Origin of the sequence: Pseudomonas sp. 28 E 9, assembly GCF_900004785.1 — a bacterium.
Classification (GTDB): Bacteria; Pseudomonadota; Gammaproteobacteria; order Pseudomonadales; family Pseudomonadaceae; genus Aquipseudomonas; species Aquipseudomonas orientalis_A.
The window spans coordinates 189306-202668 of the sequence record NZ_CVTK01000057.1 but is presented as its reverse complement, the minus strand read 5'-3'; the positions used below and the strand labels follow the sequence as shown (position 1 = coordinate 202668).

The 13363-nt window shown below is 60.2% G+C and carries 14 protein-coding genes; 3 read left to right on the top strand and 11 right to left on the bottom strand.

Annotated features, from left to right (window positions below; all coding sequences use genetic code 11):
- Positions 1-56: 56 nt before the first annotated feature.
- A complete protein-coding gene (locus BFQ00_RS25690; protein WP_003238901.1) occupies positions 57-599 on the bottom strand; it encodes a YaeQ family protein in 543 nt (180 codons plus the stop codon).
- Positions 600-735: 136 nt separating this feature from the next.
- Here BFQ00_RS25690 and BFQ00_RS25685 point away from each other — a divergent pair, with 136 nt between their 5' ends.
- On the top strand, positions 736-1935 hold the full coding sequence (locus tag BFQ00_RS25685; RefSeq protein WP_065895130.1) for a CaiB/BaiF CoA transferase family protein: 1200 nt from the start codon (positions 736-738) through the stop codon (positions 1933-1935).
- A 184-nt stretch (positions 1936-2119) separates the two neighbouring features.
- Here the strand turns inward: BFQ00_RS25685 and BFQ00_RS25680 are convergent, their stop codons facing one another.
- Positions 2120-2404: a DUF3509 domain-containing protein gene (locus BFQ00_RS25680; protein WP_065896367.1), complete on the bottom strand. Its 285-nt coding sequence runs from the start codon at positions 2402-2404 to the stop codon at positions 2120-2122.
- 312 nt (positions 2405-2716) lie between these two features.
- Between BFQ00_RS25680 and BFQ00_RS25675 the strand changes: the two genes are divergently transcribed.
- Positions 2717-2938, top strand: coding sequence for a hypothetical protein (locus BFQ00_RS25675; protein ID WP_065887528.1), 222 nt, complete (start codon positions 2717-2719; stop codon positions 2936-2938).
- 85 nt (positions 2939-3023) lie between these two features.
- Here BFQ00_RS25675 and thrC read toward each other — a convergent pair whose 3' ends face one another.
- The 4 genes from thrC to xerD all read right to left on the bottom strand — a co-directional run bounded on the left by thrC (position 3024) and on the right by xerD (position 7739).
- Positions 3024-4433: a threonine synthase gene (thrC, locus tag BFQ00_RS25670; RefSeq protein ID WP_065935121.1), complete on the bottom strand. Its 1410-nt coding sequence runs from the start codon at positions 4431-4433 to the stop codon at positions 3024-3026.
- A gap of 103 nt (positions 4434-4536) precedes the next feature.
- A complete protein-coding gene (locus BFQ00_RS25665) occupies positions 4537-5841 on the bottom strand; it encodes a homoserine dehydrogenase (protein ID WP_065935120.1) in 1305 nt (434 codons plus the stop codon).
- 128 nt (positions 5842-5969) lie between these two features.
- Positions 5970-6701: a thioredoxin fold domain-containing protein gene (locus BFQ00_RS25660; protein WP_057723916.1), complete on the bottom strand. Its 732-nt coding sequence runs from the start codon at positions 6699-6701 to the stop codon at positions 5970-5972.
- Positions 6702-6842: 141 nt separating this feature from the next.
- Complete coding sequence (gene xerD / locus BFQ00_RS25655; RefSeq protein WP_065935119.1) at positions 6843-7739, bottom strand: site-specific tyrosine recombinase XerD; 897 nt, start codon at positions 7737-7739, stop codon at positions 6843-6845.
- Between the two features lie 108 nt (positions 7740-7847).
- On the opposite strand from xerD, the gene BFQ00_RS25650 reads away from it, so the two are divergent.
- Positions 7848-9647, top strand: coding sequence for a cation:proton antiporter (locus BFQ00_RS25650; protein ID WP_065935118.1), 1800 nt, complete (start codon positions 7848-7850; stop codon positions 9645-9647).
- Between the two features lie 73 nt (positions 9648-9720).
- Here BFQ00_RS25650 and rplS read toward each other — a convergent pair whose 3' ends face one another.
- The 5 genes from rplS to ffh form a co-directional block, all read right to left on the bottom strand.
- The gene (gene rplS, locus BFQ00_RS25645; protein WP_003175895.1) at positions 9721-10071 is read right to left on the bottom strand and encodes a 50S ribosomal protein L19; all 351 of its coding nucleotides are present in this window, start codon (positions 10069-10071) and stop codon (positions 9721-9723) included.
- Between the two features lie 45 nt (positions 10072-10116).
- On the bottom strand, positions 10117-10890 hold the full coding sequence (trmD, locus tag BFQ00_RS25640; protein ID WP_170827594.1) for a tRNA (guanosine(37)-N1)-methyltransferase TrmD: 774 nt from the start codon (positions 10888-10890) through the stop codon (positions 10117-10119).
- On the bottom strand, positions 10872-11408 hold the full coding sequence (rimM, locus tag BFQ00_RS25635) for a ribosome maturation factor RimM (RefSeq protein ID WP_057723919.1): 537 nt from the start codon (positions 11406-11408) through the stop codon (positions 10872-10874). The genes trmD and rimM overlap by 19 nt, the downstream gene beginning before the upstream one ends.
- 5 nt (positions 11409-11413) lie before the next feature.
- Positions 11414-11665, bottom strand: a complete 252-nt coding sequence (gene rpsP / locus BFQ00_RS25630; protein ID WP_003238923.1) for a 30S ribosomal protein S16 — start codon at positions 11663-11665, stop codon at positions 11414-11416.
- A gap of 251 nt (positions 11666-11916) precedes the next feature.
- Positions 11917-13293 (bottom strand): signal recognition particle protein, encoded by a 1377-nt coding sequence (ffh, locus tag BFQ00_RS25625; RefSeq protein ID WP_065887523.1) that lies wholly within the window; start codon positions 13291-13293, stop codon positions 11917-11919.
- Positions 13294-13363 lie beyond the last annotated feature (70 nt).

The following is a 13363-nucleotide window of genomic DNA, read 5'->3' as shown; positions in this document are numbered from 1 at the left end:
GCCAGCTTATCTGTAGCTGATCCACCGCTATCGGGGGCAAGCCCCCTCCCACATTTTCAACCGCGCTCGCCGACGAGCCATTGCAGTTGCACTTCATGCTGGCCACGGTCATCGGTGACGAAGATCGTGCCTTCGCTGATCATCACATCCCACTTGATCACGCGCGGCATGTCCTTGGCCAGCACCTCCAGAATCTCCTGCGGCACGGCAGCGATGTGCACGTTCTTGAGGTTATTCGCCACCGGCACCACCTTGCCTTCCCACACCCGCAGGCTGCCGTATGCCAGCAGGCTGGTGCGTTCGGTGCGACGCGAGCACCAGGTCAGGCGGTCTGCATCCGGCTGGCCGACTTCGATCCAGTGCAACACCCGATCATCCAGGCTCTTTTCCCACAGGGCCGGCTCGTCGACATCCGACAAGCCACGGCCGAACGCCAACTGCTCGTTGTACCAGAGGGCGTAGGCCAGCAGGCGCACGGTCATGCGTTCTTCGGTTTCCGAAGGGTGGCGGGCGATGGTCTGTTTAACGCTCTCGTACACCGAACGGTCAAGGTCGGTGAGGTTGAGTTCGAATTTGTAGGTCGTGGACGGCTGGGCCATGAACGGGCTCTGGAGACAGGGAAAGACGGCCAGTCTAACCGATGGCGAGGCCAATCAACGAATACTGCGCTGCATCCAGGCTGCCCGCCTATGTTAAAAAGCAGTACGTCACCGTCCCGCGCGCTCAAGGATCCCCATGTCGCTTAATGCCAAACCGCTTGCCGGCCTGAAAGTCATCGAACTCGGCACCCTGATTGCCGGCCCGTTTGCCTCACGTATCTGCGCCGAGTTCGGCGCCGAAGTGATCAAGGTCGAATCCCCGGACGGCGGCGACCCCCTGCGCAAATGGCGCAAACTGTATGAAGGCACCTCGCTGTGGTGGTTCGTGCAGGCGCGCAACAAGCAGTCGCTGACCCTCAACCTCAAGCACCCGGATGGCCTGGCGATCCTCAAGCAATTGCTCGCCGACGCCGACATCCTGATCGAAAACTTCCGCCCCGGCGTACTGGAAAAACTCGGCCTGGGCTGGGAAACCCTGCACGCACTGAACCCAAGGCTGGTGATGGTGCGCCTTTCCGGCTTCGGCCAGACCGGGCCGATGAAAGACCAGCCGGGGTTTGGCGCGGTGGGCGAGTCCATGGGCGGCCTGCGCTACATCACCGGCTTCGAAGACCGCCCGCCCGTGCGCACCGGGATTTCCATCGGTGACTCGATTGCCGCGCTGTGGGCGGTGATCGGCGCGCTGATGGCCCTGCGTCATCGTGAAGTCAACGGCGGCCTCGGCCAGGTGGTCGACGTGGCGCTGTACGAAGCCATCTTCGCCATGATGGAAAGCATGATTCCCGAGTTCGATGTGTTCGGCTTCATTCGCGAACGCACCGGCAATATCATGCCCGGTATTACGCCCTCCTCGATCCACACCAGCGCCGACGGCAAACATGTGCAGATTGGCGCCAACGGCGATGCGATCTTCAAGCGCTTCATGGCCGCCATCGGCCGCGACGACCTGGCGAACGACCCGGCGCTTGCCAGCAATGACGGGCGTGACAGCCGCCGCGATGAGCTGTACGGGGTGATCGATCGCTGGGTCAACGCTTTGCCGCTAGAGCAGGTCATGGCGCAGTTGAACCAGGCCCAAGTGCCCGCCAGCCGCATCTACAGTGCCGAGGACATGCTGGGCGACCCGCAATTCCTGGCCCGGGAGATGTTCCTCAGCGCGCAACTGCCGGGCGGCAAGGATTTCAAGATGCCCGGCATCGTGCCCAAGCTGTCGGATACGCCAGGCAGCTGTGAATGGGTGGGTCCGCAATTGGGCGAGCACAACGGTGTGCTGCTCAACGCCCTGGGCTATGACGCGGCGGCCATCGCCCGCTTGCGTGCGGATGGCGCGATCTGAGCGCGTCGCCGTGCCAAATTCCAGGCAAAAAGAAACCCCGAGGAGTGGGGAGACAACTCGGGGTTAAACGTGATCTACAAAGACCAGTACAACAAGCCACAAACACCGGAGCACAATGTTTGCTCTTGCTGTTACAAACTCTGACCGGCCGTGTTGTAGGAAGTTTCGAAGGATAAATAATTCTTCATGCGCAGACCGGAGTTCGTGTCATGGCGGCGTTTCGCAGGGCTGCAATGACCGAGGGCTCGAGTCGACCTTCAGCGATTTTCAAATCACGCAGCAGGCAATCCACCACATCCACCAGCGCGCGTTTGTCGGTCAACTGAGCGCGGTTGACTTCGCGCTCGACCATGATGGCGCCACCGGGGTTCTTCACGGTCACCAGGCATTCGCCCTGCACACCAGAGGTGGTCAGCGTAACCAGATAAGGGCTCAGTGCTTCTTCGAGCAACAGGCTGATACTTTCCATCTCGATCACCACTCAATAGTTCGGGAACAATCGTTTCAACGGGTGCTGCATCTCTCCTAAGTGACTGGTCGTAACGTAGGAAAGTTCGCTTTTTCGTCTTTCAAGGGTTGTGCGGGGATGACGTATCCAGCATGCGCTTGCAACATGACAGGTAAAAAACGGAGGCACATAGCTGCTTACGCAATGGGTTGCGGTTTTGGGGTGCGCCGGGCGCGCAGGCCAAAAGTGAATCCTATACTCGGTGAGCGCTGATCACTCCGCCGTGCAGGCAGAGTGCATGTCATAAGGCCCTTATTGCGAAGGATGAAGATGATGTTGGAACAGAATGAACAGCAAGCGTCGATGGAGAAGATGCATGCCGATGTACGGCGCATCTATGCCGAAATATCACGTATGCAGGCTGAGCAGGACAAGCTCAAGTCGGAATCACTGAAGATAAATTGCGAAACTTTCTGGTACCCCATGGGCGTAGCAATGGCCGTGGTCGCAACAATTGCTTCAATCACTGGGGTGGCTATTAAATTGCTCCAATAAACACCGTGTTTCCGGGCCTGCCACAAACAAAAAACGCCGCTGCCCCTGGGAAGGGAAAGCGGCGTTTTTGTCTACGCGGTATGCCTTACAGCGGCTTGCCCCGATTGCCATGCTGGCTGACAAACGCCTGCACCGCTTTCAGGTCGTTAGCCAACACCGTGCAACGCTCTTCACGCTCGAACAGATCAGCCAGGTGCTGCGGCAGTTCCAGCGCCTTGCCAACACCGGCCTTTTCCACTGCCTCGGGGAATTTGACCGGGTGCGCAGTGCCAAGGATCACCATGGGGATATCCAGGCTGCGACGGCATTCGCGGGCGGCCTTCACGCCGATGGCCGTGTGCGGGTCAAGCAGCTCGCCGGTCTGGGCGTAGACCTCGGCGATGGTTTCGCAGGTCTGCGCATCGTCCACGGCCAGGGAGTCGAACAGCTTGCGGGTTTCGGTCCAGCGCTCCTGCTCGACGCTGAAACCGCCACCTTGCTTGAAACTGCTCATCAGTTCGGCCAACGCTGCGCCATTGCGCCCGTGCATGTCGAACAGCAGGCGTTCGAAGTTCGACGAGACCATGATGTCCATGGACGGCGACAGCGTGGCGTGCAGGGTTTCCTTGACGTACTGATTGCCGCTCATGAAGCGGTGCAGGATGTCGTTGCGATTGGTCGCGACGATCAACTGATTGATCGGCAGGCCCATGTTGCGCGCCAGGTAGCCGGCGAAGATGTCGCCGAAGTTGCCGGTCGGCACCGAGAACGACACCGAGCGCACCGGGCCGCCCAACTGCAGGGAGGCGTGGAAGTAGTAGACGATCTGGGCCATGATCCGCGCCCAGTTGATCGAGTTCACCGCCACCAGTCGCGTGCCCTTGAGGAAACTCTGGTCGGCGAAGCTGTTCTTGACCATTTCCTGGCAGTCATCGAAGTTGCCTTCGATGGCGATGTTGTGGATGTTCTCACCGAAAATGGTGGTCATCTGGCGACGCTGCACCTCCGAGACGCGCTTGTGCGGGTGCAGGATGAAGATGTCGACGTTTTCGCAGTGCTTGCAGCCTTCAATGGCCGCCGAACCGGTATCGCCGGAGGTAGCGCCGATGATCACTACGCGCTCGCCGCGTTTTTCCAGCACGTAGTCGAGCAGGCGACCCAGCAATTGCAGGGCAAAGTCCTTGAACGCCAGGGTCGGGCCGTGGAACAGCTCAAGCACCCACTCGTTGCCGTTCAACTGGCGCAGGGGCGCAATGGCGCTGTGGGAAAACACGCCGTACGTCTCTTCCAGGATCTTCTTGAAATCCGCGTCCGGGATGCTGCCGGTGACGAACGGGCGCATCACCCGGAACGCCAGCTCGTGGTACGGCAGGCCGGCCCAGGAAGCGATTTCTTCCTGGGTGAAGCGTGGCAGGTTTTCCGGCACGTACAGGCCGCCGTCAGTGGCAAGGCCCGCCAGCAGAACGTCTTCGAAATTCAGGGCCGGTGCCTGGCCGCGGGTGCTGATATAGCGCATAGGGGCAAACCTTCGGTTTGGGCTTCAAGCTTCAAGTTACAAGCGGCAAGTTAGAGCGAATCGGCTTTCACTTGCAGCTTGCAGCTAACCGCTTGCAGCTGAATTAATTCAAATGTTCGACGCGGATACGGACCACCGGCCCTACCACGCCCTGGAGCGCTTCAAGAGCCCGAATGGCATCGTTGATATGCTGCTCGAGCACGCGGTGGGTCAGCAGGATCATCGGCACCTGGCCGTTCTGCTCCTCGACTTCCTTCTGCATGATCGACTCGATGTTGATCCCGCGCTCCGACAGGATGCTCGCCACCTGGGCCAGCACGCCGGGATGATCCTGGGCCTGGATGCGCAGGTAGTAGGCACTTTCGCAGGCTTCGATCGGCAGGATCGGGTGGGCCGACAGCGAATCCGGCTGGAAGGCCAGGTGCGGCACGCGGTTTTCCGGGTCGCTGGTCATGGCGCGAACCACGTCCACCAGGTCGGCGATTACCGACGAAGCGGTCGGCTCCATCCCTGCACCGGCGCCGTAGAACAGGGTGGAACCGGCGGCGTCACCGTTGACCATCACCGCGTTCATCACGCCATTGACGTTGGCGATCAGGCGGTCGGCGGGGATCAGTGTCGGGTGCACACGCAATTCGATACCGGCCGGGGTGCTGCGCGCCACACCGAGGTGCTTGATGCGGTAGCCCAGGGCTTCGGCGTAGTTCACGTCGGCGGTGGTCAGTTTGGTGATGCCTTCGGTGTAGGCCTTGTCGAACTGCAGCGGGATGCCAAAGGCGATGGACGCCAGGATGGTCAGCTTGTGCGCCGCATCGATACCTTCCACGTCAAAGGTCGGGTCGGCTTCGGCATAACCCAGGGCCTGGGCTTCAGCCAGCACGTCTTCGAAGGTGCGGCCCTTTTCGCGCATTTCGGTCAGGATGAAGTTACCGGTGCCGTTGATGATGCCGGCCACCCAGTTGATGCGGTTGGCGGACAGGCCTTCACGAATCGCCTTGATCACCGGGATGCCGCCGGCCACGGCGGCTTCGAACGCCACGATCACGCCCTTCTCACGGGCCTTGGCGAAGATTTCGTTACCGTGCACGGCGATCAGCGCCTTGTTGGCGGTGACCACGTGCTTGCCGTTCTCGATGGCCTTGAGCACCAGCTCGCGGGCCACGGTGTAGCCGCCTACCAGCTCGATGACAATATCGATCTCAGGGTTGGTGGCCACGGCGAACACATCGTTGGTAATCGCAATACCGGTCGTTTCGAACTGAGGCTTTGGCGAACGCGTGGCGATCTGCGCCACTTCAATCTCGCGCCCTGCACGGCGGGAAATTTCTTCGGCGTTACGCTGAAGTACGTTGAAGGTGCCGCCACCGACGGTCCCTAACCCACAGATGCCTACTTTGACCGGTTTCACTGAAAACTCCCCATGAAACGGCCGACGCGAGGTCGGCCGTGGAACACCGCCGCACAACTGCGGCTCTCAATTAATGACCCGCCGACGGTTCGGCGGACCATGCTCGTCAAAGGCTCGACGATTAATGCTTACTTGGCACCCAGTGCCAGTTTGGCAACTTGTGGTGCCGGCTGGTAGCCCGGAATCACCTGGCCGTCGGCCAAAACGATGGCCGGTGTGCCGTTCACACCGATGGACTGGCCCAGGGCGAACTGCTTGGAAACCGGATTGGCGCATTTGGCCGCCTTGATTTCCTTGCCATCGACCATCTTGTCCATGGCCGCCTTCTTGTCGGCCGAGCACCAGACCGCCTGCAACTGCTCATCACCCGGCGAACCGAGGCCCTGGCGCGGGAACGCGACGTAGCGCACTTCCACACCGAGCTTGTTCAGCGCCGGCACTTCGGCGTGCAGCTTGTGGCAGTACGGGCAGGTGGTGTCGGTGAACACGGTGATGTGGGTCTTGGTTTCACCAATGGCCGGGTACACCACGGTCTCAGCCACCGGAATACCGTTGATCAGCTTGGACACGCCGAGGCGCTCGGCTTTCTCGGTCAGGTTGACCGGTTTGCCGTCCTTGAGCTGGAACAGGTAGCCCTGAACGATGTACTGGCCGTCGGCACTGGCGTACAGCACGCGGCTGCCCTTGAGCTTGACTTCGTACAGACCGGCCATGGGGCTGGCGCTGATACTTTCGATGGGGGTATCGAGTTGCAGGTTGACCAGGCTCTTGCGAATGGCCTGCTCGGCCGCATCGTCGGCGACGGCAAAGGTGGAAACCAACGCAATGGCTGCGGCGGCAATAATCTGGGTCAAGCGCATGGTAACTCCTGAAGGCAGATGCAGGGACGGGGGCCGCCACGCCGATTGGAAACCGGGGTGTGGACCGTCGCCTTTGCGAACCGACAAAGCCTACCACAGTTGGGCCGCAGGGCAGCCCGCAGCCGGAAAAATCGGGATTTTTCAGCCGCGTGGATGGTGCCTGGCGTGCATCTCCTGCAAGCGCGCCCGTGCCACATGGGTGTAGATCTGGGTGGTGGACAAGTCGCTGTGGCCGAGCAGCATCTGTACCACGCGCAGATCCGCGCCATGGTTGAGCAAGTGGGTGGCGAACGCATGACGCAAGGTATGCGGCGACAGGGACTTGCCGATCCCGGCCACTTTGGCCTGGTGCTTGATCCGGTGCCAGAAGGTCTGGCGGGTCATCTGCTCGCCGCGCAGGCTGGGGAACAGCACATCGCTGGGACGGCCACCGAGCAGTTCGTGACGCGCATCGCGCAGGTAACGCTCGACCCACACAATCGCCTCCTCGCCCATCGGCACCAGGCGTTCCTTGCTGCCCTTGCCCATCACCCGCAACACGCCCTGGCGCAGGTTGACCTGCTCCAGGGTCAGGCTGATCAGCTCGGTGACCCGCAGGCCGCAGGCGTAGAGCACTTCCAGCATGGCGCGGTCGCGCTGGCCGATGGCCTCACTGAGATCCGGCGCGGCCAACAGAGCCTCCACGTCAGCTTCCGACAAGGATTTAGGAAGAGGCCTACCTAATTGCGGCATATCCACTTGTAGAGTTGGATCGACTGCTATGAGCTTTTCACGCAACAAGTAGCGATAAAAGCCACGCACACCGGAGAGAAATCTCGCGGTGGATCGCGGCTTGTACTGTTGCTCGAGGCGCCAGGCCAAGTGATCGAGGATCAGCTCGCGCCGGGCATTGATCAACTCCAGGTTTTTCTCCTGCAGCCACCCGTTGAACAGGGCCAGGTCGCTGCGGTAAGCCTGGCGCGTGTTGTCGGAGAGGCCTTTTTCCAACCAAAGGGCGTCAAGGAAGCGGTCGATCAGGGGGTGGTCAATGGCGGGCATGGTTACTCAAGCGACGCGGCACGGGGCTCGGCGCCCTTTTATTTAGTGAACTGTGGCAAGGGCCACTAGTCTTTCATAGCCCGCTACTTCTAGGAACAGGAAGCTTTAATGAACGAACAACAGATCTTGTTGGCTTTCGGCGGTATCGGTGTGGCCGCGCTCGGCTGCCAATGGCTGGCCTGGCGCCTGAAATTGCCGGCGATTCTGTTTCTGTTATTGAGCGGAATCCTGGCAGGGCCGGTACTTGGCTGGCTCGACCCGCAGGAAATGTTCGGCCCGTTGCTGATGCCATTGGTGTCGCTGGCCGTGGCATTGATCCTGTTTGAGGGCAGCCTGACGCTGCATCTGTCGGAGTGGAAGGAAATCGGCAGCGTGGTTCACCGACTGGTGACCCTTGGCGCACTGACGACCTGGGCGGTGATTACCCTGGCAACCCACTGGCTGTTGGGTTTCGACTGGATGCTGGCACTGCTGTTCGGCACCCTGACGCTGGTCACAGGCCCGACCGTCATCGTGCCGATGTTGCGCGTGGTGCGCCCGAAAGCGTCCATCGCCAATATCCTGCGCTGGGAAGGCATCGTCATCGACCCTATCGGTGCGCTGCTGGCCGTGGTGGTCTACAGCTTTATCATCGCCAGCGCCTCGGGCGATGGCTTGAGTCACAGCCTGCTGACCTTTGGCGGCGTCATCCTGTGCGGCAGCCTGTTCGGGATTGCCGGCGGCTGGGTGCTGGGCCTGGTGATGCGCCGCCAGTGGTTGCCGGAATACCTGCACAACCTGGCCACCCTGGCGGCGGTACTGGGAGTCTTCATCGCCTCCAATGAGGTGATGCATGAGTCCGGCCTGCTGGCGGTGACGCTGATGGGCATGTGGATGGCCAACATGAAGGGCGTGGACGTGCGGCACATCCTGCACTTCAAGGAGAACCTCAGCGTTCTGCTGATTTCCGGCTTGTTTATCCTGCTGGCGGCGCGCCTGGACCTGAACGCACTGATCGCCCTGGGGCCGTTTGTGCTGATTCTGCTGCTGATCATTCAGTTCATTGCGCGCCCGCTGAACGTTGCTGTGTCGACCGTCGGCTCGAAACTGAGCTGGCGCGAACGCGCACTGCTGGCCTGGATCGCGCCGCGCGGGATTGTGGCCGCAGCGGTGTCGGCGATTTTTGCAATTCGCCTGGATGAAGCCGGCCACGAAGGTGCGTTGTTGCTGGTGCCGCTGACGTTTGCGGTGATTATCGGCACGGTGGTGCTGCAAAGCGCGACTGCGCGTCCTCTGGCGCGCTTGCTGAAAGTGGCCGAGCCCGCGCCAAGCGGCTTTCTGATCGTCGGCGCGAATGCCCCGGCCCGCATCCTCGGCAAAGCCCTGCAACAGTTGGGCAGCCGAGTGCTGCTGACCGATTCAAGCTGGGAAAACATTCGCGCCAGCCGCATGGAAGGGCTGCCGACCTACTTCGGCAACCCGGCATCACAGCATGCCGAGTCCCATCTGGACCTGGTCGGTCTCGGGCATTTGCTCGCGCTGTCCCCTTCCGGCGAATTGAATACCCTGGCCACCATGCGCTTTCGTCATGATTTCGGGCATCGCCTGTTCGCCTTGGCCAACAGCCAGGAAAGCCGTCGCACCGACAAGCACCGGGCCAGCGGCGAGCACCGTGGGCACTTGCTGGGCAGCCAGCCGCTGAGCTACACCAAGCTCGCCAGCCTGCTGGGGCAAGGCGCCGAGCTGTATACCACGCAACTGACCGATGGGTTTGGCTGGAGCGACTATCAGGCACTGCATGGGGAACGGGCGACGCTGCTGTTTGCCCGCGACAACAGCGGCTGGGTGCATGTGGTCACACCAGAGAGCGATATGAAACCGCTGGCGGGATGGACATTACTGGCAGTCATTCAGCCTGGTCAGGCCTGAGGGCGCACGGCACAAATCGCAGGCACAAAAAAGCAGCCCGCAGGCTGCTTTTTTCTGCATCGGGAAGCTGGACTTAAGCCAGTTTTTCCTTGATGCGAGCTGCTTTACCGGACAGGTCACGCAGGTAGTACAGCTTGGCTTTGCGTACGTCACCGCGACGTTTCACAGCCATGCTGTCGATTTGCGGGCTGTAGGTCTGGAAAGTACGCTCTACGCCAACACCGTTGGAGATTTTACGAACAGTGAAAGCACTGTTCACACCACGGTTACGCTTGGCGATTACCACGCCTTCGAACGCTTGCAGACGCGAACGGTCGCCTTCCTTCACTTTCACCTGAACGACAATGGTGTCGCCCGGGGCAAAGGTAGGGATCTCTTTGGTCATCTGCTCTGCTTCGAGTGCAAGGATGATTTTGTTAGTCATGCTGTGCTCCTAAGGTAAGTCAATGGACCTACCATCGATACGTTGTTAACTATCGTCCCGCGCGAGGATGTATTCCTCGAGCAGCTTCTTCTCTTCTCCAGAAAGCGAGCGGCTTTCCAGAAGATCGGCGCGTCGTTCATAGGTCCGACCAAGGGACTGCTGTAAACGCCAACGCCGGATGTGTGCGTGATTGCCACTTAGCAATACGTCGGGAACACGCTGATCCGCATACACCTCCGGACGGGTGTAGTGCGGGCAATCCAGCAAACCATCCGTGAAGGAATCTTCCTCCGCGGAGTCCGCATGCCCTAAAGCTCCAGGCAGCAGTCGTGTAACCGCATCTATCAGGACCATCGCCGGCAGCTCGCCGCCAGACAGGACATAGTCCCCAATCGACCACTCTTCATCGACATGAGCTTCAATAAAACGCTCGTCAATGCCTTCATAGCGACCGGCAATCAGGATCAGTGCCTCCTCATTCGCCAGTTCGCCTACCGCAGCCTGTTTCAGCTGACGGCCTTGAGGGGACAGGTAAATTACCTTCGCCTTCTCCCCGGCGGCTGCCTTGGCCTGGGCCAACGCGTCTTCCAGGGGCTTGATCTTCATCACCATGCCCGGGCCACCGCCAAATGGGCGATCGTCCACAGTGTGATGTCGATCCGTCGTGTAGTCTCGCGGGTTCCAACAGGTAAGCTGCAACAGCCCCTGTTTCACCGCCCGACTGGTGATGCCGTACTCGCTGATGGCGGAGAACATCTCGGGAAACAAACTGATCACTTCAATGCGCAAATTAGCCACGCCTAGAAGTCCGCGTCCCATTCCACCTTCATCTCGCCCGCTGCGAGGTCGACGGCCAACACGCACTGCCCGGTATAGGGCAACAGGCGTTCGCGATCATCCAGGCTGCCAGCGCAAGGCTTGACCACCATTACATCATTGGCGCCGGTTTCCAGAAGATGATCGATTTTCCCGAGCAGTTGCCCGAGTTGATCAATAACCTTCAGACCTTCCAGCTGGTACCAGTAGTACTCGCCGTCGGTCAATTCAGGGAACAGGTTGCGCGGCACGCAGATCTCATAACCAGCCAGAAGACGAGCTTCTTCACGATCATCAAGACCCTTGAGCTTTGCGACCAGGAACTTGTCGCTCCCGCGTCCACTGACCAGCTCGACCTGTTTCACGCTGCCTTCGCGCTTGAGCGTCCAGGTTTTGTACTGCAACAGGTTTTCAGTCGGATCAGTAAAGGAATACACCTTCACTTCGCCGCGAACGCCATGAACAGAGTAAATCTTGCCGATAACGATCAAATCATCAGCAACAGTTGGCGTCGCGTTCATATTGCTCAGGCTGCGGCCTTAGCCGAGTCTTTCAACAGCTTGGCAACACGCTCGGATGGCTGTGCACCAACGCTCAGCCAGTAGGCTACGCGCTCTTGGTTCACGGACAGACGAACTTCCTGACCGCGAGCGATCGGGTTGAAGAAGCCAACTTGTTCCTTGTGAGAGCCGTCACGTGGGTTGCGGCTGTCAGTTACGGTCAAGTGGTAAAACGGGCGCTTTTTGGAGCCGCCAAGGGCAAGACGGATTGTTAGCATGTGAACATCGTTCCTGTAGTCGGTGCTGCAAATCTAAATGCACAGCGGGCATAGGTGCCCGAAAGGCCGCATATTCTAAGGAATATCCGGACTTTTGCAAATGTCTTTTTCCGGCGCCTACCCGCGTGCCATTCAGATCTGCTATAGAGCCGTCGGTTAAAACGGCAGGTCAGCGCCCGCCAATGGCGGGTTTGCTGGAGATCCCGCATCCCTGCGGGTCGGAGCGCAAGCAGCGCCTGCGCTCGAATTCTTTACATCTTGGGCATGCCGCCGCCGGGCAACATACCGCCCATGCCGCGCATCATCTTGGCCATGCCGCCCTTGGCGGAGAATTTCTTCATCATCTTCTGCATCTGCTTGTGCTGCTTGATCAAGCGACCGATGTCCTGCACCTGAGTGCCGGAACCCATGGCGATCCGGCGTTTGCGCGAACCGCTGATCAGCTCAGGGTCGCGGCGCTCGGCCGGGGTCATGGAGTTGATGATGGCTTCCATCTGCTTGAACTGCTTCTCTGCCGCGCCCTGGGCGTTGCCCATTTGCGCCAGGTTCACGCCGCCGATGTTCGGCAGCTTGTCCATCAGCCCGCCAAGGCCACCCATGTTCTTCATCTGTTGCAGCTGATCGCGGAAGTCTTCAAGGTCGAAGCCCTTGCCCTTCTTCAGCTTTTTCGCCAGTTTGTCGGCCTTGTCCTTGTCGAGCGTGGCTTCGGCCTGCTCGATCAGGCTGAGCACGTCGCCCATGCCGAGGATGCGCGAGGCAATACGCTCGGGGTGGAACGGCTCGAGCGCGTCGCTCTTCTCGCCCATGCCGATGAACTTGATCGGCTTGCCGGTGATAGCACGTACCGACAGCGCGGCACCGCCACGGGCGTCGCCGTCGACCTTGGTGAGGATCACGCCGGTCAGCGGCAGCGCGTCACCGAAGGCCTTGGCGGTGTTGGCCGCATCCTGGCCGGTCATGGCGTCGACCACGAACAGCGTCTCGACCGGGTTGATCGCGGCATGCAGCGCCTTGATCTCGCCCATCATCTCTTCATCGATGTGCAGGCGACCGGCGGTGTCGACGATGACCACGTCGATGAATTTCAGCTTGGCTTCTTTAATCGCCGCATTGGCAATGTCGACCGGCTTCTGGCTCAGGTCCGACGGGAAGAACGTCACGCCCACTTCGCCCGCGAGCATTTCCAACTGCTTGATGGCCGCCGGACGGTAAACGTCGGCCGACACCACCATCACCGACTTCTTCTTGCGCTCTTTGAGGAAGCGCGCCAGCTTGCCGGCGGTGGTGGTCTTGCCCGCACCTTGCAGACCGGCCATCAGCACAACGGCCGGAGGCACGGCGCTGAGGTTCAGGTCTTCGTTGGCTGCGCCCATCAGGCTTTCGAGTTCGGCCTGGACGATCTTCACGAAGGCCTGGCCCGGGGTCAGGCTGCGCGACACTTCGGTGCCGACCGCGCGTTCCCTGACCGAGTTGACGAAATCCTTCACCACCGGCAAGGCCACGTCGGCTTCCAGCAACGCCATGCGCACTTCACGCAGGGTGTCTTTAATATTGTCCTCGGTCAGCTTGGCCTTGCCGGTTACATGGCGCAGCGTCTGCGAGAGACGGTCAGTCAGGTTTTCAAACATGCGCGATCCTTTCAGGCCCTATTCAACGAAATGCATTGGTAGACCGAGGTAATGGCGGCCCAGGCTGTGG